Source organism: Ammoniphilus sp. YIM 78166 (assembly GCF_004522215.1).
Lineage (GTDB): Bacteria > Bacillota > Bacilli > Aneurinibacillales > RAOX-1 > YIM-78166.
The window spans coordinates 227,573-246,863 of the sequence record NZ_SDLR01000004.1 but is presented as its reverse complement, the minus strand read 5'-3'; the positions used below and the strand labels follow the sequence as shown (position 1 = coordinate 246,863).

The 19,291-nt window shown below is 44.4% G+C and carries 22 protein-coding genes, 1 tRNA gene and 1 other RNA gene; 23 read left to right on the top strand and 1 reads right to left on the bottom strand.

The annotated features are described in order from the left end of the window. Nucleotides 1–55 precede the first annotated feature (55 nt). The 4 genes from EIZ58_RS17845 to EIZ58_RS17830 all read left to right on the top strand — a co-directional run bounded on the left by EIZ58_RS17845 (nt 56) and on the right by EIZ58_RS17830 (nt 1,815). Nucleotides 56–307 carry a hypothetical protein gene (locus tag EIZ58_RS17845; protein WP_167577778.1) on the top strand — a complete coding sequence of 84 codons (252 nt, stop codon included), beginning with the start codon at nt 56–58 and terminating at the stop codon, nt 305–307. 18 nt (nt 308–325) lie between these two features. Next, the gene (tadA, locus tag EIZ58_RS17840) at nt 326–790 is read left to right on the top strand and encodes a tRNA adenosine(34) deaminase TadA (protein ID WP_134702856.1); all 465 of its coding nucleotides are present in this window, start codon (nt 326–328) and stop codon (nt 788–790) included. A 91-nt stretch (nt 791–881) separates the two neighbouring features. Further along, nucleotides 882–1,241, top strand: coding sequence for a protein YmzB (ymzB, locus tag EIZ58_RS17835; RefSeq protein ID WP_134702241.1), 360 nt, complete (start codon nt 882–884; stop codon nt 1,239–1,241). A 483-nt stretch (nt 1,242–1,724) separates the two neighbouring features. Continuing rightward, nucleotides 1,725–1,815 (top strand) — tRNA-Ser (locus EIZ58_RS17830). 68 nt (nt 1,816–1,883) lie between these two features. On the opposite strand, the gene EIZ58_RS17825 is transcribed toward EIZ58_RS17830, so the two are convergent. Beyond that, nucleotides 1,884–2,513 carry an HD-GYP domain-containing protein gene (locus EIZ58_RS17825; RefSeq protein ID WP_134702240.1) on the bottom strand — a complete coding sequence of 210 codons (630 nt, stop codon included), beginning with the start codon at nt 2,511–2,513 and terminating at the stop codon, nt 1,884–1,886. 288 nt (nt 2,514–2,801) lie between these two features. Here EIZ58_RS17825 and EIZ58_RS17820 point away from each other — a divergent pair, with 288 nt between their 5' ends. The 19 genes from EIZ58_RS17820 (at nt 2,802) to EIZ58_RS17730 (ending at nt 19,291) form a co-directional block, all read left to right on the top strand. After that, nucleotides 2,802–3,887: an HD-GYP domain-containing protein gene (locus EIZ58_RS17820; RefSeq protein ID WP_240689164.1), complete on the top strand. Its 1,086-nt coding sequence runs from the start codon at nt 2,802–2,804 to the stop codon at nt 3,885–3,887. 229 nt (nt 3,888–4,116) lie between these two features. Continuing rightward, nucleotides 4,117–4,382: signal recognition particle sRNA large type (ffs, locus tag EIZ58_RS17815), an RNA gene on the top strand. Between the two features lie 125 nt (nt 4,383–4,507). Further along, entirely contained in the window at nt 4,508–6,205 is a 1,698-nt protein-coding gene (gene dnaX / locus EIZ58_RS17810) for a DNA polymerase III subunit gamma/tau (RefSeq protein WP_134702239.1), read from the top strand. Between the two features lie 15 nt (nt 6,206–6,220). Next, entirely contained in the window at nt 6,221–6,544 is a 324-nt protein-coding gene (locus EIZ58_RS17805) for a YbaB/EbfC family nucleoid-associated protein (RefSeq protein ID WP_134702238.1), read from the top strand. A 9-nt stretch (nt 6,545–6,553) separates the two neighbouring features. Next, nucleotides 6,554–7,150: a recombination mediator RecR gene (gene recR / locus EIZ58_RS17800; RefSeq protein WP_134702237.1), complete on the top strand. Its 597-nt coding sequence runs from the start codon at nt 6,554–6,556 to the stop codon at nt 7,148–7,150. Nucleotides 7,151–7,220: 70 nt separating this feature from the next. Further along, complete coding sequence (locus EIZ58_RS17795; RefSeq protein WP_134702236.1) at nt 7,221–7,442, top strand: hypothetical protein; 222 nt, start codon at nt 7,221–7,223, stop codon at nt 7,440–7,442. A gap of 12 nt (nt 7,443–7,454) precedes the next feature. Continuing rightward, the gene (locus EIZ58_RS17790; RefSeq protein ID WP_240689163.1) at nt 7,455–7,724 is read left to right on the top strand and encodes a pro-sigmaK processing inhibitor BofA family protein; all 270 of its coding nucleotides are present in this window, start codon (nt 7,455–7,457) and stop codon (nt 7,722–7,724) included. A gap of 115 nt (nt 7,725–7,839) precedes the next feature. Beyond that, nucleotides 7,840–9,321: a hypothetical protein gene (locus EIZ58_RS17785; RefSeq protein WP_134702235.1), complete on the top strand. Its 1,482-nt coding sequence runs from the start codon at nt 7,840–7,842 to the stop codon at nt 9,319–9,321. Beyond that, entirely contained in the window at nt 9,321–10,211 is an 891-nt protein-coding gene (locus EIZ58_RS17780) for a lysylphosphatidylglycerol synthase transmembrane domain-containing protein (RefSeq protein WP_134702234.1), read from the top strand. The genes EIZ58_RS17785 and EIZ58_RS17780 overlap by 1 nt, the downstream gene beginning before the upstream one ends. Continuing rightward, nucleotides 10,208–11,701 (top strand): alkaline phosphatase family protein, encoded by a 1,494-nt coding sequence (locus EIZ58_RS17775; RefSeq protein ID WP_134702233.1) that lies wholly within the window; start codon nt 10,208–10,210, stop codon nt 11,699–11,701. Before EIZ58_RS17780 ends, EIZ58_RS17775 begins: the two co-directional genes overlap by 4 nt. Further along, nucleotides 11,661–12,407 (top strand): glycosyltransferase family 2 protein, encoded by a 747-nt coding sequence (locus EIZ58_RS17770; protein ID WP_134702232.1) that lies wholly within the window; start codon nt 11,661–11,663, stop codon nt 12,405–12,407. The genes EIZ58_RS17775 and EIZ58_RS17770 overlap by 41 nt, the downstream gene beginning before the upstream one ends. Further along, entirely contained in the window at nt 12,404–13,726 is a 1,323-nt protein-coding gene (locus tag EIZ58_RS17765) for a UDP-glucose dehydrogenase family protein (RefSeq protein ID WP_134702231.1), read from the top strand. The genes EIZ58_RS17770 and EIZ58_RS17765 overlap by 4 nt, the downstream gene beginning before the upstream one ends. Nucleotides 13,727–13,790: 64 nt before the next feature. Further along, entirely contained in the window at nt 13,791–13,973 is a 183-nt protein-coding gene (locus EIZ58_RS17760; RefSeq protein ID WP_134702230.1) for a sigma factor G inhibitor Gin, read from the top strand. A 167-nt stretch (nt 13,974–14,140) separates the two neighbouring features. After that, a complete protein-coding gene (locus tag EIZ58_RS17755; protein ID WP_240689161.1) occupies nt 14,141–15,568 on the top strand; it encodes an aminotransferase class I/II-fold pyridoxal phosphate-dependent enzyme in 1,428 nt (475 codons plus the stop codon). Nucleotides 15,569–15,580: 12 nt separating this feature from the next. Then, on the top strand, nt 15,581–16,210 hold the full coding sequence (tmk, locus tag EIZ58_RS17750; RefSeq protein ID WP_134702229.1) for a dTMP kinase: 630 nt from the start codon (nt 15,581–15,583) through the stop codon (nt 16,208–16,210). A 53-nt stretch (nt 16,211–16,263) separates the two neighbouring features. After that, nucleotides 16,264–17,244: a DNA polymerase III subunit delta' gene (gene holB, locus EIZ58_RS17745; RefSeq protein WP_134702228.1), complete on the top strand. Its 981-nt coding sequence runs from the start codon at nt 16,264–16,266 to the stop codon at nt 17,242–17,244. A 3-nt stretch (nt 17,245–17,247) separates the two neighbouring features. Further along, nucleotides 17,248–18,060, top strand: coding sequence for a PSP1 domain-containing protein (locus EIZ58_RS17740; protein WP_134702227.1), 813 nt, complete (start codon nt 17,248–17,250; stop codon nt 18,058–18,060). A 21-nt stretch (nt 18,061–18,081) separates the two neighbouring features. Then, nucleotides 18,082–18,441, top strand: a complete 360-nt coding sequence (yabA, locus tag EIZ58_RS17735) for a DNA replication initiation control protein YabA (protein WP_134702226.1) — start codon at nt 18,082–18,084, stop codon at nt 18,439–18,441. 103 nt (nt 18,442–18,544) lie between these two features. Next, nucleotides 18,545–19,291 carry a tRNA1(Val) (adenine(37)-N6)-methyltransferase gene (locus EIZ58_RS17730; protein WP_205672278.1) on the top strand — a complete coding sequence of 249 codons (747 nt, stop codon included), beginning with the start codon at nt 18,545–18,547 and terminating at the stop codon, nt 19,289–19,291.

Here is a 19,291-nt window from a genome sequence, read left to right as displayed (position 1 = left end):
TTTTCATCTCCTTGTGAAACACTAGCAAAGACAGATGAAAAGGGAGGGATGGTTTTTGGAGTTCTATGGGAACCGATTATCACAAGATCAAGTGAAAACCATTGTATCGGAGTTTATGAAAATTCGTTATGGGAATGAAGAAAAAGAAGCAAGTCCAGAAGAGATTCGTTTTGCGCTTCAGCATTATCTTAGACAAATGACGGAAGAGCCGAATATTTATATCCACCAGAATGATCATGGGGAATGGACATGGGATATAATAGTGGAAGATCTTGAGGATGAAGCTTATTATGATCATATGAATTAATGAAGGATGTTGCTGGTGATGATCCCTGATGATGAAAAATATATGTTATTAGCGTTAGAAGAAGCAGAAAAAGCGGAAGCCATTGGCGAAGTCCCCATCGGCGCAGTTATCGTGAGGGATGGGGAAGTGATTGGAAGGGGATATAATCTTCGAGAAAGTACCAAAGACCCCACCGCTCATGCAGAGCTTATCGCGATAAAACGAGCAAGCGAACGTTTGGGGGGCTGGCGGTTATTGAATAGTACTCTCTATGTCACGTTAGAGCCTTGTCCCATGTGTGCAGGGGCTATTGTGCAATCTCGATTAGATAGGGTCGTATATGGGGTATCGGATCCCAAGGCTGGTTGCGCCGGCACCCTTATGAATTTGTTGCAAGAAGAACGGTTTAACCATCAAGTCCAAGTCAGTTCTGGCGTGCTAGCGGAAAAATGTTCTGGTATCTTAAAGTCTTTCTTTCAAGAGTTGAGAAGAAAAAAGAAGTAACTTGGACTAGTTGCTAACAACTTACTTCCTGTCTACGTTTATAAAAAATTTGGAATGATAATACCTATAACTAAGCAGGAGGTCGTTGATCATGATTCCGAGCGTAGATGAAGTTAAAGAATGGTTAGAAACGCACAAAGGGAGCACCCTCACGATTCACAAAGGAGAATTATCCATCGGGAAAAATGAAGTCGCAGACATGGACAAGGTCGATATCAGGCTAGATAAAGTTACATTGAACACACATGAACAGGCGGACCCCGATGGCTATTTAGCTCAACAAGAGTTCATTCTTCACGGACAAGGGAAGATTCAAAGTGCTAACGGCGAAGAAGAACTTCCACAAAACGTTTATGAAATACCTTTATACGGGAAGGTTTCCACAAGAAAAGAAGAGAATGGATTTACAATTGAAACGGAGAGGGCCTTCTATTCGATCCATTTACATTAAGACTTGATAACAGTGGAGACGAGATTCTCTCCACTGCTTTCTCAAGCTGGTCCTTGCTAAACTTTTTAGAGGTTTTGAGTGATTTTATCCTGGTTTTTTTGAAGTGCAGTCTAAAATTCGATTTAGAGCCGCTCATTTCAAGCTGATTTCTTAAGTAATTAAGTTTTTTTCTCAAGATGGGCAGGTTGGGGACCGCATGTCAACTGCTTTGGTCCGGATGCTCACAAAGAAGTGCCGTTTGCTCACATACCTGGTAGTATTCCAAATAAATCAGGTCATTTGATCACAAAATCAAGCAACTTGCTCCCGAACCGGTAATAATTCAAAGGTGGTGGGACCCAATTTAACGCCTTTCATTATCATCATGGCCTGCTCCCGAACCTCGTGGCTTATTTATTCCTCCCGTGTTTTGGTTATACAACCATAAATAAAACTTGTACCCACGTACTATCTTTGTTAAAATGGATGGTGTTAATGAAACATGGAGGCGTACCCAAGAGGCTGAAGGGGGCTGACTCGAAATCAGCTAGGGCGTTCACGCGTCGCGGGGGTTCAAATCCTCTCGCCTCCGCCATACATAAAATGATCAAGAGGGTGACCCAGTTAAATTTAGGGCACCCTCTTTTTTATCATTTCTTTCACTCACGAGGCGAAATACATATTGCTAGGTACAGGCGTATGGTCATGCAACACATCAAGAAGTACCTCCACGATCATCGGATCAAATTGGGTACCGCTATGTTTTCGTAACTCTTGCTGAGCACAGCTTTTCTCTCTAGCCGTCTTATAACTTCTTGCAGAAGTCATGGCATCATAGGCATCTGCGACGGAAACGATGCGAGCTGCTAATGGAATCTCAGAACCCTTCAGCTGAAGAGGATAACCAGAGGTTGCCCCGTCATAGCGTTCATGATGGAAACGGATGATATCTAGGATGATGGGGTCGGTACAATGAAATTTATCTTTGATCAGATGATAACCCAGTTGGGGATGTTTCTTCATTATCTCAAATTCCTCAGTGGTTAGCCGTATTGGTTTAAGCAGGATATCCCGAGGTACCATTAACTTTCCTATATCATGGAGCAGTGCACCTAGCTCAATAGAGCGACGTATAGGTTCCGAAAGGCCTAGCTCATTGGCTGCCAAAGAAGAATACATCATCACGTTATAAGAATGCTGATAGGTTAGCGGATCATAGAAGTATAGTTCGTTGATGGGATTTATGTAAGGATGTAATGTGTCAAAACGGTAATTGCAAGTCAAGGTGTTCAAGGGGCTTCCCCTCCTGTTTTGTTCTATTTATAGAACATTATAACATGTTTGTTCGTTTTGTCGAGCGTGTTGTGGAAATAACATACAAAAAAAGGAGCCCTTGGTGGACTCCAAAACTCTCAACGCTAAACAACCGTTAGTTTAGCTATTAGTATTATAAGTGATCTGACGGCAATGGTCATCATAATTTTTTTCCTTTGTCATTTTTTATCGAAAAAACACCTATCAGCCATAATAAAAATCAATTAGTATTAGGATGAGGTGGGAGATCATGAAAAGGGGATTATTATGAGATTAGTATCTATAATCAACTGTGAATCGGGGATGGTATTAGCTAAGACCGTTTTTCATGAGAGTGGCAGGAAACTTTTGGGGGAAGGTTTCGAGCTGACAAACAAAATTATTGAGCGTTTAGCCGATCAGGGAGTGACTCATTTATATATACAGGACAAGGCTACGGAAGATCTATTGGTGGAAGACTCCATTCCCTTGGAGGTTCGCAGAGAGGCTACTAAGACGATTCATCACCATTTCCAGATCATCCAAAGTGGCCAGAAGGCTTCTATGTTCGAATCGCGAATGATGAAGGACTTTAAACGGATACTCGACATGCTGATTAGTGAAGTAAAGGCGACCAAGTCCCTTATGAACTTATTATCCCATATTCAAGTTCATGATCATTATGTCTTTTCACATTCTTTAAATGTTACGTTATACAGTATAGCCTTAGGAGTTAAGAGAGGATTCAGCGAGAAACAATTGTATGAGATGGGGCTGGGCGGGCTTCTCCATGATATTGGAAAAATGCTGATTCCCCCGGAAATACTACATAAGCCTGCAAAACTGACAGCAGAGGAGTTTGAATTTATTAAGAAGCATACAGAAGATGGCTTTGATCTATTGCGAAAACAAGCTGATGTTCCTCTCCTGTCGGCCCATTGTGCATTTCAGCATCATGAGAAATGGAATGGGAAGGGGTACCCTAGAGGCTTAAAAGGGGAGGAAATTCACTTATACGCAAGAACGATGGCGGTGGGAGATGTGTTTGATGCATTGACGACTAATCGCTGTTATCGTGGAGCTATGCTTCCACACGAAGCAATGGAAATCATTTATGCGGATACGAATACCCACTTTGAACAAACAGCTGTAGAAAGGTTCCGTGAAACGATAGCCATATACCCTATAGGCGTTACTGTAAAGTTAAATACGGGAGAGACAGCTGTCGTCATTGGGTATAATGAGCATTCGCCTAGTCGCCCGTTAGTGAGAGTAATCAAAGATCCGAGCGGTCATGAGCTACCATCCTATTATGAGGTTGATCTTATGAAGCATTTATCTATTATGATTACGGAGTGCGATGCCATTCTTTAGGGGATGAAGTGAAATAGATGAATAGAGAACCAACCCGTGTCATATACTAAGGGTCAAGATAAGATGAGGTTCAGCCACGATCTCTCTATATCCTAACGGTGTAGAGGGATTTCTCATTTCAAGCTTTACCATAAATTTGTTGCTTCTTAGACCTTGAAACTTTGTTTATCTTTATGTTATGCTATGGAAACAGCCACAACAGGTTGTACTAACTAAGTGTATAATTTTGTCGTGCTAGATGGGGAGATGGCGGTGCCCTGTAACCCGCAATCCGCCTTAGCGGGGTTGAATTCCTATTGAAGGTGCGATTCATGTAAGGTCTGCCTTGTGCAAGTAGTGTTGACAATCGGGTCCTGCGCAACAGGAACCCATGAACTTGGTCAGGTCCGGAAGGAAGCAGCCATAAGTGGATCATCCTGTGTGCCGCAGGGTAGCCTGGTTCGAGCTAACTACACAAGTAACGCTTGGTTGGTCGTATCGACAATAGGTGCACGGCATAAATTTTCATAAGGGACTGTCCTTTTTTAGGACAGTCCTTTTATTATGCATAGGATGATTTGTTAAAACAAAATGAGGTATAGTATACTATTACTATTGATAATAGATTTGGAGTGTCCAATATGGCATACCGAGCGTTATACCGGGTATTCCGTCCACAGACGTTTCACGATGTGGTGGGTCAAGAACATATAACAAGAACGTTACAGAATGCGCTAAAAGAGCAACGCTTTTCGCATGCCTATTTATTTAGTGGCCCTAGAGGGACAGGGAAGACGAGTGCGGCGAAGATTCTAGCGAAGGCTGTGAATTGTCAGAATGGCCCTGCACCAGAGCCTTGTAACGAATGCCCTGCATGCAGAGGGATCACTGAGGGCTCAGTCGTTGATGTAATCGAAATTGATGCGGCTTCAAACCGTGGGGTAGAAGAGATACGGGATGTAAGAGATAAAGTTAAATATGCCCCGACTGAAGTGAGATTTAAGGTTTATATTATTGATGAAGTCCATATGTTAACAACAGAAGCTTTTAATGCTCTGTTGAAAACATTAGAAGAGCCGCCAGGACATGTGCTATTTATTCTAGCGACAACGGAGCCGCATAAGTTACCAGCGACCATTATCTCTCGCTGCCAACGCTTTGATTTCCGAAGTATATCTGCTAAGGCGATGATGGATCGTTTGCGGTTTATTGCTGCAGAGGAAAATGTGAGCATTAGCGATCAAGCACTGGCTCTTATGGCGAGAGTATCCGAGGGCGGGATGCGGGATGTTTTAAGTTTATTTGACCAGGTTCTTTCTTATTCTGGCACGACCGTCGAAGTGGAAGATGTCGTGTTAGTTACAGGGGTGGTTTCTCAGACTATCCTGGGGGAGGTAGCGGAGCTTGTTAGTCGCAACGACGCTGCTAAATTAATGGAGCTTCTGCACCAGGTGATCGCAGAGGGAAAGAATCCAGAGCAATTCTTACACGACCTTCTCCTGTATTTCCGAGATCTATTGCTATTTAAGACCGCCCCCACACTAGATGAACTACAGCATCGGGTGACTGGCGATGAGCGGTTCCAAACTTTATCTTCAACCTTTTCTCCGGTATTTTTATATTCTATAATTGAAAAGCTGAATAAAGTTAGTCAAGACATGAAATGGGCCAGTCATCCTAAGATCGTGTTAGAGATGGGGCTTATTCGATTAGTAAGTGAAGAATCTCCCGTTTCTCAAGATGATCAATCAGGAAATGTTGCGGTTGTACAAGAGCTTCTACAGCGTATACAGCGACTCGAGCAAAAGTTAAGCCAAGTTGGTACCGTCCAAGCCAACCAGACGGAAGCGCAGCCTGAAGCACGTAAAGAAGCTCCGAAGCGAATGGCGATGCCTTCCACAGTCAAAATTTCGGAGCACCGGATTAAGGAAGCTGCTTCACAATCCAACCCGGAATCTTTGCAAAAGATTATGCAGGCTTGGTCAGATATCTTAAATAAGATTAAGAAAAAGAAGATCCAAGTGCATGCTTGGCTCCTGGATGGAGTGCCGGTTGCGGTGGGGGCGGGAGGACTGGTTGTCAGCTTCAAAAGTGCCATCCATCGAGAAACCACAGAAAAGCCGCAGCACCGCCAGATTATTGAGGAAGTGTTGCAGTCGGTATGGGGACAGCCGCTTGATTTGTTAACCTTAATGGAGAACCAATGGCAAGAAATTCAAGCATATGTTTCCCCAGAGCCCGTACAGCAACAAGCACAGCCTAAGCAAGTTGAATCTGACCCTTTTCTTGAAGAAGCGATTAAACTCGTAGGGGAAGATCTTATTCACATTAAAGATTAAAAGGAGGCAATAAACATGCGTGGTGGAATGGGTAATATGAACAATATGATGAAGCAAGTAAAGAAAATGCAAGAGCAGATGATGAAGGCTCAAGAGGAGCTAAAAGAAAAAACACTAGAAGGAACGGCCAGTGGCGGAGTAGTTACCGTTATCGTCAATGGACATAAAGAAGTGAAGGAAATTAAGATCAAGCCAGAAGTCGTCGATCCTGAGGATGTTGAAATGCTTCAAGACTTGTTGTTAGTTGCGATTAATGATGCTATGAAGAAGGTAGATGAAATTAACAGTAAAGAAATGGGCAAGCTGACCGGCGGAATGAATATTCCTGGCTTGTTCTAGGGTGTTAGAGTGTACTATCCAGAACCCATAGCCAAGCTTATTGAAGGTTTTAGCAAACTCCCAGGAATAGGCCCTAAGACGGCCACTCGATTAGCTTTTTTTGTCCTTACGATGAAGGAAGATGATTGCATGGATTTAGCCAAGGCATTGGTAAATGCCAAGCGAAATTTATTATATTGCTCTCATTGCCAAAATATCACGGATGTGGACCCATGTTATATCTGTAGTGATAAATCCAGGGAAGCCTCTTGTATTTGTGTCGTTCAAGATCCTAAAGATGTGATCGCTATGGAGAAGACCAAGGAATTCCGTGGGAAATACCATGTACTCCATGGGGCGATTTCTCCGATGGAGGGGATTGGTCCTGAGGATATTCGACTGCCTGAATTGCTGAATCGATTGAAGGATGATCAAGTCCAGGAATTGATCCTGGCTACCAATCCCAATATTGAAGGGGAAGCGACGGCGATGTATATCTCTCGTCTTATTAAACCTTTCGGTATTAAGGTAACGAGGATTGCTCATGGTCTACCTGTTGGAGGGGACCTGGAATACGCAGATGAAGTCACGCTAACGAAGGCGTTAGAGGGCCGAAGAGAGCTGTAAGAACTAGTCTATGACTAGTTCTTTTTTTTGTAGACAAGCATACCTTGTAGTATGGAGGAGGGACGGATCTATGCTTAAGAAAGTAAAGCAAAACCTACAAGTTAAAAGAATCATACAGGAAGAGCGCAGACGATTATTGTATGGGGTAGAATTAGCCAAGTGTCAGTGGCTATTTGGCCAGATTGATCAAGATGAAAACGGAAATAAGATGGAGCATGTAGACATTTTGGAAAGAAGGTATATGTTCCTTTATCAAATCGCAAAAAAGAAAAAACTTCATGCATTGGAATAGGAGGCTGTGGACGTGAGTGCTTCAATGGTTTGGTTGATTGCCGTGTTAGGCATTCTTTTTATTGCAGTTATGGTGAGTCAATCGGTGTGGAGTCCAGTACGATGGATAGGCTATGGCTTATTTAAGGTAGCCATTGGAGGTGTATTGTTATTTGTTTTTAACTCTATCGCTGGTAATTACGATTTCTCTATTCCGATAAACCCTATTACAGCAGCGATGTCCGGTTTTCTTGGGCTTCCCGGCTTGGTTTCTTTAGTTTTAATCAAAGCATTTATCGTCTAAGTCAACCCTTATTATGGGGTTGGCTTTTTTTCCTTAATTCACTCATTGACACATGGGATATATACCCCTATAATAACAATGAAAATCATTATCATAATATATTGAGGCGTAATAGATGAACCGCTCGGTCATAGCTCTTTTCTTTTTGGTCATCATCGGATTTGGAATTCGATTTCCTTTTATCGCACGGTTTGCTGACAGCTTTGATGCAGTTGACTTCGCCCTAGGTGTGGTTGATTTTAATGTATTGGCTATGCAGCCCCATTTTCCAGGCTATCCCGTGCTGATCTTAGGTGCCTATGTTATCCATTTGTGGACTCAAGATCCTGTTCTAAGCTTATCTCTTCTCAGCGCGGTTAGTGGAGCTCTCCTTCCTGTTCCTGTATACATCCTGGCAAGTCGTATCGCCAATGTTCTGACCGGGTGGATGGTTGCTTGGCTAGTATCCTTGAATCCCCTGTTATGGCTGTATTCTCTACAGCCCATGTCGGATATGCCGGGTATCTTGCTGGTTTATGTTGCGCTCGCATTCTTGGCCCTTACGGTTTACGAGGAAAGAGGGAGGGTTCAGCAATGGACGATGGGTACGATCGCCGTCATTGCTTTTGGGTTGGCCATGGGGGTTCGTTTGTCCTATTTTCCGTTTGCTGCTGCTTTTTTATTGCTTCTCTTTTTATTGCCTCGTTCATGGAAAGGCTATGCGGTCTTCCTAGTGGCCGGAATTTTTTCCGTTTCCGTTTGGTTGCTTCCAACGGCTTATCATGAAGGGGGGATGATTCCCTATTTGCAAATGGGCCTATCGTTTACCCAAGGACATTTTTCCGAGTGGGGAGGAACGGTGGTTGACTCTGACCTAGCTTTCCATGAACGTGTGGGACAAGTAGTGGGTCAGTATCTCCTTATGATGGGGGCGGTAGGGAGATTAAAACAAGACTTCGAAGGGGCTTCTTGGTTATTAGGTGGGTTGTTTTTTGCTGGTCTTCTTCTTGTTTACAGGAGCGTGCAACAGAAGGTTTCTCTTTTGTTCTTTGCCCTTCTGTTTGTACCTTACCTGTCTTGGTCCATACTCGCACAAAATGCGGATAAACCTAGACATATCTTGATTCTTGTTCCGCTGGTTCTTCTTGTGGCTGTTTGGCTCTGCAAGAGGAAGATCGTCCTTCCTTTTATCCTCTTGTTATCCTTGGTTTATGGATGGAATGGATGGCATTGGGCAGAGCGTTACCGGCAGACGATTCCCCCGACCATTCAACTCGTTGATTATATCCAGGATCATTATGATCCCGATGATGTGGTGATCTATACGTGGGAGGAGCAGCGAATTCTCCACTATTATGCACCTAGTTATTATGCAGAGCGTTTGAAGTCACCAGCTTATTTTAGGCAGATGGTTTTAATGCATGCGAATCGCGAGGTCAAGGTGTTGTTAACGAGTCAAGTACTAGAGGGCTTTGGGCTCTACAAGGAAGAACTGCTTCCACATCTAAAACGGGTGACTTCCTTCCAGGAGAGCCAGGTTTTGTACCCAACCTACCACGACATCACACTGTATGAGGGGCTGCCGAGTCTGCTGCCATACCTGAAATCGAGGGATTAATGAAAAAAGCCATTAGTGTTTTGTTATTTGTTTGGTTTGTTTATATCAGTCTTACATATCTAAGCGATAGCGGAATCAAGGACGCTGTCCAGCTGTTAGTCTCTCAATGGTGGTATATTGTATTATTTGTTTTAACTTATAGCTTCGCTTTCTATCTGCGTAGTATCGGTTGGGCCATCTTGATAGGCAAAAGCAAGAAGGAAGCCTTAACCTTGTTTCATTTTCACATGGTCGGGCTCCTAGTTAATCATCTTCTGCCTATTAAAGCAGGGGATGGAGCACGAATTTATTTACTAAACCGGTCCTTTAGCCTGAACTGGAGAGATGCTACACAGTCGGTGATCTATAGCCGTTGGCTTGATTTGGCTTCCTTATTGATGTTAGCCTACCTAGCAGCCTGGGGATTGAAAATCCCTGTTCTATCCTCACCCGGCATCCTTATTCCTCTCGTCTGTATGATGATACTTAGCTGGATTCTATGGAATCGTTGGGGAGGGAAACAACATTCACTTGGCAAGCTCCTCTATGCGGGGATTTGGATTTTTCCGGGATGGGTTCTTGAAGGCTTTGTGCTCTGGTGCGTGGTTCAAGCTCTTCACTTGCAGCTTCCGTTCTCTTTAGCCGTAGGAATCAATGCCGTCACTATAGCCGGTCAAATTTTCCATGTGACTCCTGGAGGGATTGGAACCTATGAAAGTGTCATGTCTTGGCTACTCCAGGAAGTCGGATTAACCATGACCACTGCGCTAGAAATTGCCATCATGAGCCATGGGCTTAAATTTATCTATTCTTATACGCTGGGTGCTTACTCTCTCTTTACTTTGAAGCTGAAGTGGAAAGAGGTCTTAGCTGGTGTTAGACAAAAAGAAAGAGAGGCCAGAAAACGATGAAGAAAGCTTCTAAATTTGAAAAAGTAGCAGCAAGATGCTGGAACGTGTTAAACGAAGGCAAGCCTTTTACCCCCGTCTATGTGATCGGGATTTTCTTGCTTTTTCACTTTGCCGACTGGCAAGAAGGAGACTTTTGGAGCTCATTTGGGATCGGGTTGTTGTCGATTGCCCCGCTTTTAGCTATTTATTTTATATTCGACTTCCCAATCACGTTAAGAAAATATTTATGGATACCTTTTATAGGGGCCTTTCTTCTGTACGGGGGACCTTCCATCGAGCTCACTTTGTTTGCTTTAGGCATGTATTTCTTTTTTACCGTCATTTTTTGGGGGACCATCTATTATCATTTGCGGATTGGAACAACGCTGTGGAACTTTACGAGGTTTTGGAAGCTTGTCCTAAAAAACAGTGATTCCACCAGCGGAAACTCTCAAGAGCAAATTCCCAAGTTTCTTACCCTATTGGCTGTTCTTCAGGGAAATACGTATGGCTACCAGCTTGAGGGCTCGATTCCTTGGCTTGCAACGCTTGCTTTCTCTATAGCCGTGCTGGTGTTTAGTATCGTTCTTCACAGACTCTTGTTTAACTGGAAGCCGGAAGAAATCCCGACCTATACTCAAAATGTGGAACCTGAATCTGCAAAAACGGATCGCATTGTCATGGTTGTCATCGATGGGTGTCGTAAAGATCGGTTGGCTGAAGCGAAAACTCCATTCCTTGATTGGTTAGCGAAGAACGGAACACAATTCGATCAGATGGAAACGGTTTATCCTGCAAGAACCGTGGTTTGTTTTTCCTCCATGTTTACCGGTACTTATCCAAGAGAGCATGGGATTACAAGCAATATGGTGTATAAGCTAGGGATCACCTGTGAAAGCATTTTTGATAGCTTGAGAAAAGTAGGGAAAAAAGGCCGATTATTAGGCGTCGCTCATCTCGTGGATTCAATGGGTGATGATGTAGATACCTATACAGCAGTGGCAAAGAATGATCAAGTGGATGGCATGATAATCAACCGAGCCAAAGAAATTATGGAAGAGAAAAATCCAGATCTGATGATTGTTCAATTAATCAGTACGGATCAAACAGGGCACAGCCGAGGTGCTCTATACGAAGAATACCGTGAAAAGATTGAAGAAGCGGATGCCCATGTCGCAGGCTTTTACCAATGGTTAACAGAAAAGGGCTACATGGGAAATACGACGTTCATGGTTTGCGCTGATCATGGACAATCCGATGGAATCGGAGGTCATGGACACTTAGATGAAGGAGAGCGGTTTGTTCCATTCATTATGCATGGACCCGCCATTAGACAAGGGGTTAAAGTGGATGCCAAGCATTCCCTAGTATCGGTTGCACCAACATTAGCTTATTTGTTAGGTGCTCCATATCCGAATAAGTCAAGGGGGCCTGTATTAACAGAAGCCTTAAGAGAAGAGGGGATCCAAGATGAAAAAGAAAAAGTGCATCGTCATCATACCAGCGCATAATGAAGAAGAAGCGATCCATCATGTGATCGCGAAGGTTCCTCGTCATTTTAGACCGGATGTTGAAGTTTCTGTTATTGTGATTAATGATGGATCGACCGATCGAACCGTAGAAGTGGCTAAGCTTGCCGGAGCGGACGAAGTGGTGGATATGCCTGGAAATTGTGGGTTAGGTGCCACGGTGCGTAAGGGGTTAAAGCATGCCTATGATCGAGGGGCTGATGTGGCGGTCATGATCGATGGAGATAATGAGTATCCAGCCGAGCAGATCCCAGAGTTAGTGGAGCCCGTCCTCTGGAATCAGGCGGATTATGTTATGGGATCACGGTTTATGGGAACAATCAAAGGTATGAAGATCCATCGACGTCTTGGAAACTATTTTTTCACCTGCATCCAGATGATTCTGCTCCGCCGTTGGATCTATGATGGGCAATCTGGCTTTCGAGTGTTCAGTCGCCCGGTTTTGAGAGATATGGAGATTGTTCATGATTATAATTATGCTCAAGTCATGACGCTCAACATTGTTCGCCAAGGCTATCGTATGGTGGAGGTTCCTATCCGTTACCAAGTACGGACAACGGGTCAATCCTTTATTAAATTCTGGGCCTATATGACGAAAGTCTTCCCAGCCATCTATAAAGAAATGTCAAGACCGGTTTCGCCCAAGTCTGATCAACCAAGGTATCAGGAGGTCAAGAAGCTGTCATGAAACAAAGGTTAGGAGTTCTTGGAGGAGGTTACGTGGGCTTAGCAGTTGCCGTAGGGTTCGCTGAACGGGGTTTTCCTGTCGTTCTGGTTGAGTCCTCAGAAGCTAGGTTCCAGGCCTTGACTGAGGGCTCTTTTTTTTCATCGGAAGAGGACTTAGTCAAGGCATTTGAAAAAGTGAAAGAGGATGGGATAATTCATATCACGAATCGGGTCGAAGACATTCAAGAAGTAGTTTACCTGTTTGTATGTGTCGGAACACCGGAAGGAAAAGAGGGGAAGACGGATCTAAGGCCTTTGTGGGCAGCTGTAGAGCAATCCTCTCCTTATTTAAGGGAAGACGCCTGCTTTATCATAAAAAGCACCGTTCCAGTGGGAACAGGGGATCAGGTTCAAGCCTGGTTTAATGAGAAAGGGAAGGCCGTTCAAGTGCTTTCTTATCCTGAGTTTTTGCGTGAGGGAAAGACGCTAGAAGACTTTCGGCAGCCGTCGCGAATCGTAATGGGGGGAGACCCCCATCATCCGCGAGTCAAGGAGTTGCGTCATCTGCTCGCAGAGTTCAGTTTGCCCCTTTTGCTCACCAGCAGAAGGGATGCAGAGATGATTAAGTATGCGGCTAATGCTTTTCTCGCTACGAAGATTTCCTTTATTAATCAAATGGCCCAGCTGTGTGAGGTGTTAGGGTCAGACATCCAAACGGTGGCCAAAGGCATTGGCATGGATCCTCGAATTGGTCAAGCCTTCTTAGCGGCTGGAATTGGCTATGGGGGTCCATGTTTGCCTAAGGATATGGCATCGCTCATGGAACAAGGGAGAATGCAAGATTTGGAGATGCCTTTGTTAGCGGCGGTGACCCGGATTAATGACGATCAGCGACAGTGGGTGCGAAGTCAGTTAAGAAAACAATGGGGAGAGCTAAAAGGACGTTTCCTGGCTGTCTGGGGAGTGACGTTTAAAGGGGGAAGCGAGGATGTCCGTGAATCACAGGCGGTCTCCGTGCTGGAGGATTTACTGGGGGAAGGCGTACACATCCAGCTCTATGATCCTTTCGGGCTAGAACCTTTAAAGCGGCAGTGGGAATCGAGAGGAGTCCTTGAGTCTTACGCGGGTCAAGTACAATGGGCAAAGAACTGTTGGGAGTCGCTAGAGCGTACAGAAGGGCTCGTCATCTTAACGGACTGGCAAGAATTCAAGGAAGTAGATCTACAACGGCTAAAAACGGAGCTCCCATCTGCGTTTATCGTCGACGGTCGAAATCTTTTTTACCCTTCCATGATGGATCAGCTAGGTTTTAAATATGTCTCAGTTGGTCGAAAAGTCTGAACATAACGTATAAAAGACACTATACTAGATAATAATGGTTGAAAAACAGGTTAGGATGATGTAAATGGAAACCAATCAATCAAAGTGTTGTGTCGTATGCGGTGAAACAGAAAGAGAAGGAATCTCCATCTGGAACTCATTCATTTGCCAGCCCTGTGAGCAGGAAATGGTTCAAACGGATGCATTAGATGCCAAATATCCATTTTTCATTGAAAAGATGAAAAGCATCTGGAGATTAGAGGCTTAAGTGACGGGTTGTCTTGCTGACGTGAGACAGCTCTTTTTTTTCGCAGATAAGAATTTATATATGATATTGAATTCTTAAGCATAGTGCAATTAAGGCTGCCGCCAGCCAAGTTTTCTTTATGATATAGTAAAGAAATAAAGCTAAGTAAGAAGGAGTACCCGTAGTGCATGAATCAAAACCGAATGCCTTTAGTAGAAGCGATTACGCAATATCAAAAAAGAAATCCCATTAGGTATCATGTACCGGGACATAAAGGAAGGGGAGAAGGCTTACTCGCTTCTCTTTATCCATTTGATCTCACCGAGGTACCCGGGTTGGATGATCTCCATCACCCGGAAGAAGCCATACGAGAAGCCCAGCAGTTAGCGGCAGAAGCGTTTGGTGCGGAGGAGACCTTTTTCTTAATTGGGGGCAGCACGGTAGGGAATCTAGCGATGTTACTCGCGGCTTGCCATCCAGGAGATGAAGTGCTAGTCCAGCGAAATGCTCATAAATCGGTCATGAACGGCTTAATTTTAGCCCAAGCCAAGCCGATTTATCTCCAACCGGAAGTGGACCCCATAACCGGCTTGCCTGTGACTGTCTCTCTGCAGGAGTTAAAGATCCAATTACAAAAGCATCCAGAAGCAAAAGCGGTGTTTCTTACGAACCCTAATTATTATGGGATGGGAATGAATCTAAGGCCCTACGCTGAGCTCTGTGAGGAATACGGGATCCCTTTACTAGTGGATGAAGCCCACGGTGCTCACCTCGGTTTGATCCAGGGTCTGCCTGGCTCCGCCATGCAGGCTGGAGCGTCGGCGGCTGTCCAATCCACGCACAAGATGCTTCCTTCTCTTACAATGTCCTCCATGCTGCATGTGAAGGGTCCACGACTCAATCGAGAACGACTGCGCAAAGCTCTAACAATGGTTCAGTCCAGCAGTCCATCGTATCCTCTCATGGCTTCTTTGGATCATGCGAGACATTATGTTTTACACGTTGGACAACAAGAGCTGCGGCAGTCCCTTCGTTTGAGTGCACAATTAAAGGATGGGCTGGCCCATATGGCTTTTTCTTGGCTTGAGGTGGTGGAAGGAAAAGAACATTACGATTACTTGGATCCGCTGAAAGTTACACTAAGAACGCATTCGCATGAGCTTCACGGATTTGCCTTACGAGAGTGGTTGGAACAACAGGGAGTATTTCCTGAGCTTGCGGATGAACACCACGTATTATTAACCTTATCACCGAAGACAACCGATGATGAGTTAAAAAGAACCCTAAGCATAATCAACCAATTGGAGCGGACCCAATTAGCCGGAAGCAATCAAGCCGTCCACTACCGTCCTCTGTCTAGCCCATTGATTTTAAGCCCTTATGAAGTGTTTCAGCGAGCTTCAAGTTCCGTCCCTCTTCAGGCAGCGGTCGGGGAGATTAGTGCCGAGATGATCACTCCTTACCCTCCAGGCATCCCTTTGGTGGCTCCTGGAGAGCGATTAGAACTAGAAATGCTAGAGTATATCCAAGAGCTGCAACGCATGGGCTGCCGATTTCATGGGGTGGAAGATACAACACTGAAAACATTAAAGATTATCAAAAACGATGAGGATTAAGGAGCATGGGGTATGAAATCGGGAATATTTATTAGTCTGGAAGGCGGGGAAGGGGCCGGTAAATCGACCCTGATTCCATTTCTTCAGCATTATTTAGAGGAGCAGGGGCATGAGGTGCTCGTGACTCGAGAGCCTGGAGGAATCGATATTGCGGAGCAAATTCGCCAAGTCATTCTTGATCCTAAAAATACGAGGATGGATGCTCGAACGGAAGCTCTTCTATATGCAGCGGCGAGAAGACAGCATTATGTGGAACGGGTCATCCCGGCTCTTTCGCAAGGGAAAGTCGTTTTATGTGATCGATTTATCGACAGCAGCTTGGCGTATCAAGGGTATGCACGTGGATTGGGAGTGGATGCGGTGTATTCGATTAATCGATTTGCAGTGGAGGAAGGTCTCCCCGATGCTACCCTTTATTTTGATATCCAGCCTGAGCTTGGACTTTCGAGAATTGAAGCGGATAAACAAAGAGAAGTCAATCGCCTAGACCTAGAAAATCTAGCATTTCATCATAAAGTAAGAGAAGGATACCTTGAGTTGCTCCAGCGATTCCCAGAGCGTATTCATTTGATTGATGCCAGTCCATCCATTGAGCGAGTATTAGAACAGGCAATAAAGATTATTCAGGGGATAGTCCGCTAGGAACGTAGCGGGCTATTTGTCATTCGATGTATAATAGAGGTGGTGATGTGAATATGAGCTGGGAAAGTCAAGTAGGGCAAGCAAGAGTAGCGTCCATTTTGCACAATAGTGTGAAGAACAACCGAGTCGCTCACGCTTATCTTTTTGCCGGTAATCAAGGAGTAGGTAAGCTGAAGATGGCGATACAATTGGCAAAAACCTTGTTATGTGTGGATAGCGACGGGGAAGCTTGCGGGAAATGTCATCATTGTCTTCGCATTGATTCGGGCAACCATCCGGATCTTCGTATCGTCACGCCAGAAGGTACAAGTATTAAGATTGACCAGATTCGAGAGTTGCAAAAAGGATTTTCGTTTAAAGCCGTAGAATCCTCTTTAAGTGTCTATATTATTCAGCATGTCGATCGCATGACCGTTCAAGCGGCAAACAGCCTGTTGAAGTTTCTAGAAGAGCCTTCTTACCCGGTCACCGCAATTTTGCTTACGGAGCATGTACACCAGATCCTTCCCACGATCCTTTCGCGTTGTCAGGTCGTCCATTTTGACGAACTTCCTTTTGAGAGCAGAGTAGAAAGGTTAAAGTCAGAAGGCTATTACGAGCCAATCGCGCGCATTGCCTGCCAAATAACGGCGGATTTGGGTCAGGCCAGGGAATGGTGCCAATCAGAATGGTTTGCACAGTATCGAAACCTAGTGTTACAATTAACAGAAGATATACTTGACAAAGGATCTTATGCTCTAGTTACAATACAAGAGAAGATCTTAAAAAATGAACAAGGCAATCAGGGCTTGCCTTTCATCTTAGACTTACTTGTCTATTGGTATAGAGACTTATTATATTTTCAGATAGATCGTAAACAAGAGCTTGTGAATACTGATCAATTGGATGCCATCCAGAGACAAGCTCTACGCTGCAGTAGGCCTTGGATATTAAAGGGAATAGATGTGGTGATGGAAACGAAAAGCCGAATTGGCCGCCACACTAATCCTCAGCTGTCCCTCGAAAGGATGGTTATTCAGCTACAGGAGGGATGATGTTTGGTTGAAGTAGTGGGTATCCGCTTTAAGAAGGCGGGTAAGATATATTATTTTGATCCGGGTGAGTGGCCTGTTGAGAAGAACGGATATGCCATTGTGGAAACGGCACGTGGCGTGGAGTACGGGCAAGTAGTTATTGGAAGAAAACAAGTCACCGAGAATGACGTCGTCTTCCCCCTGAAGAAAGTCATCCGACTGGCTACTACAGAAGACTCGGAACAAGTTTCTGCGAATAAAAAAATGGCAGCAGAAGCTATGCAAGTATGCCAAGAGAAAATTGTCCAGCATCAATTAGAAATGAAGCTGATCGATGTGGAGTATACCTTTGACCGGAACAAGATTATTTTTTACTTTACGGCAGAAGGTCGCGTAGACTTTCGCGAGCTAGTCAAGGATCTTGCTTTCGTCTTCCGTACTCGCATTGAACTCCGGCAAATTGGCGTTCGTGATGAAGCAAAGATGCTGGGCGGAATCGGTCCTTGCGGAAGAATACTATGCTGTTCTACTTTTTTAGGTGATTTTGAACCGGTTTCCATCAAGATGGCAAAAGATCAAAATCTATCGCTGAACCCCGTAAAGATATCCGGTCTGTGCGGTAGATTGATGTGCTGCTTGAAATATGAGAATGACAACTACGAGAGTGCAAAAGAATCTTTGCCGGATATGGGTCAGCTTGTGGTAACGCCATTAGGAAACGGGCGTGTAGTGGGACTCAATATCTTGGAGCGGTTAGTTCAAGTGGACGTTCCCGACCAAGGGAAAGCCCTAGAATTTACGCTTGAGGAGATCACGGAGATGGAGAAGGTGAACTAGGTATCTGTTGGGGTGAGGGTAATGAATAAACAGAAAATGTTTCAGCAGGCAACCAATATTGAAGAGCAAATCGGCAAACTGCTAAAGGAAGTCGGTAGTTTGAGAGAAAGCATTGTGGAATTGCTGGAGGAGAACAAGAACCTCACCATAGAAAACCAGCACCTGCGCTTACAGTTAGAGCGGCTTAACCAAGCTACTTCTCTGCTGGAGGAAAATGAGAAAGAGGCCAAGCACGAAGAAAAACAAAAAGTAGCAGTCGGAGAAGGCTATGATAACCTAGCTAGACTCTACCAGGAAGGTTTCCACATTTGCAACCTGCATTTCGGAAGCCTTCGCAAAGAAGGAGATTGCTTGTTTTGTCTTTCGTTCTTAAATAAGTAAAGTAGAGGTCTCCTTTGAGGGAGGCCTCTTTTTTCTTTCTAATGGATAGAATAAGGTGTATAGTGGAAAAAGTTGATTTTTGTACTGAGGTGTTGGAATGGATATACATTTGCACCCTTCCGAAAGGGTGGACGATTTAATTACGAACCAACGAAAGATTATTCAAAGTCATGAAGTGTTTTCTTTCTCCATGGACGCCGTCCTGTTAGGCCATTTTGCCAGCTTACCGATCCAGAAAGGTCGAATTATGGACTTATGCACAGGAAATGGGGTAATTCCTTTGCTCCTGTCCACGAGAAGCAAAGCTGTGATTGATGCTCTTGAAATCCAAGAGCGTTTATACGATATGGCGGTAAGAAACGTCAAGCTTAATCATCTGCAAGAACAAATACATATCCATTTGGGGGACTTAAAAGAGGCGCCTAAACAGTTCGGTCATGGTGCCTATGATGTGGTCACCTGCAATCCACCCTATATGCTTCCTCAAACAGGAGAAGTCAACCAAAATGAGCACTTTGCCATCGCTCGCCATGAGATTTACTGTACTCTTGAGGATGTCATTCGCGTGAGTGCTTACTTAACAAAATCCGGCGGAAAGGTGGCTATGGTTCATCGTCCCTCTCGCTTCGTCGATTTGATTGATTTGATGCGTAAGCACCGAATTGAGCCCAAGCGCATCCGCTTTGTTCACTCCAAGGCAGGAGCAGAAGCGAATATGGTCCTAATCGAAGGGATTCGAGATGGGAAGCCTGATGTCAAGCTGCTGCCACCCTTGATTGTCTATGATGAAAAGGGCTCTTATACACCGGAACTATTAAAGATTTATTTTGGAACGGAGGAGAGGGTCTAA

Bases quoted from the DNA above. Each gene is read 5' to 3' on its own strand.
- tmk (WP_134702229.1), top strand. From the start codon at position 15,581: ATGAAATCGGGAATATTTATTAGTCTGGAAGGCGGGGAAGGGGCCGGT.
- EIZ58_RS17755 (WP_240689161.1), top strand. From the start codon at position 14,141: ATGAATCAAAACCGAATGCCTTTAGTAGAAGCGATTACGCAATATCAA.
- holB (WP_134702228.1), top strand. From the start codon at position 16,264: ATGAGCTGGGAAAGTCAAGTAGGGCAAGCAAGAGTAGCGTCCATTTTG.
- EIZ58_RS17765 (WP_134702231.1), top strand. From the start codon at position 12,404: ATGAAACAAAGGTTAGGAGTTCTTGGAGGAGGTTACGTGGGCTTAGCA.
- tadA (WP_134702856.1), top strand. From the start codon at position 326: ATGATCCCTGATGATGAAAAATATATGTTATTAGCGTTAGAAGAAGCA.
- dnaX (WP_134702239.1), top strand. From the start codon at position 4,508: ATGGCATACCGAGCGTTATACCGGGTATTCCGTCCACAGACGTTTCAC.
- yabA (WP_134702226.1), top strand. From the start codon at position 18,082: ATGAATAAACAGAAAATGTTTCAGCAGGCAACCAATATTGAAGAGCAA.
- EIZ58_RS17775 (WP_134702233.1), top strand. From the start codon at position 10,208: ATGAAGAAAGCTTCTAAATTTGAAAAAGTAGCAGCAAGATGCTGGAAC.
- EIZ58_RS17760 (WP_134702230.1), top strand. From the start codon at position 13,791: ATGGAAACCAATCAATCAAAGTGTTGTGTCGTATGCGGTGAAACAGAA.
- EIZ58_RS17780 (WP_134702234.1), top strand. From the start codon at position 9,321: ATGAAAAAAGCCATTAGTGTTTTGTTATTTGTTTGGTTTGTTTATATC.
- EIZ58_RS17805 (WP_134702238.1), top strand. From the start codon at position 6,221: ATGCGTGGTGGAATGGGTAATATGAACAATATGATGAAGCAAGTAAAG.
- ymzB (WP_134702241.1), top strand. From the start codon at position 882: ATGATTCCGAGCGTAGATGAAGTTAAAGAATGGTTAGAAACGCACAAA.
- EIZ58_RS17770 (WP_134702232.1), top strand. From the start codon at position 11,661: ATGAAAAAGAAAAAGTGCATCGTCATCATACCAGCGCATAATGAAGAA.
- EIZ58_RS17795 (WP_134702236.1), top strand. From the start codon at position 7,221: ATGCTTAAGAAAGTAAAGCAAAACCTACAAGTTAAAAGAATCATACAG.
- EIZ58_RS17785 (WP_134702235.1), top strand. From the start codon at position 7,840: ATGAACCGCTCGGTCATAGCTCTTTTCTTTTTGGTCATCATCGGATTT.
- EIZ58_RS17820 (WP_240689164.1), top strand. From the start codon at position 2,802: ATGAGATTAGTATCTATAATCAACTGTGAATCGGGGATGGTATTAGCT.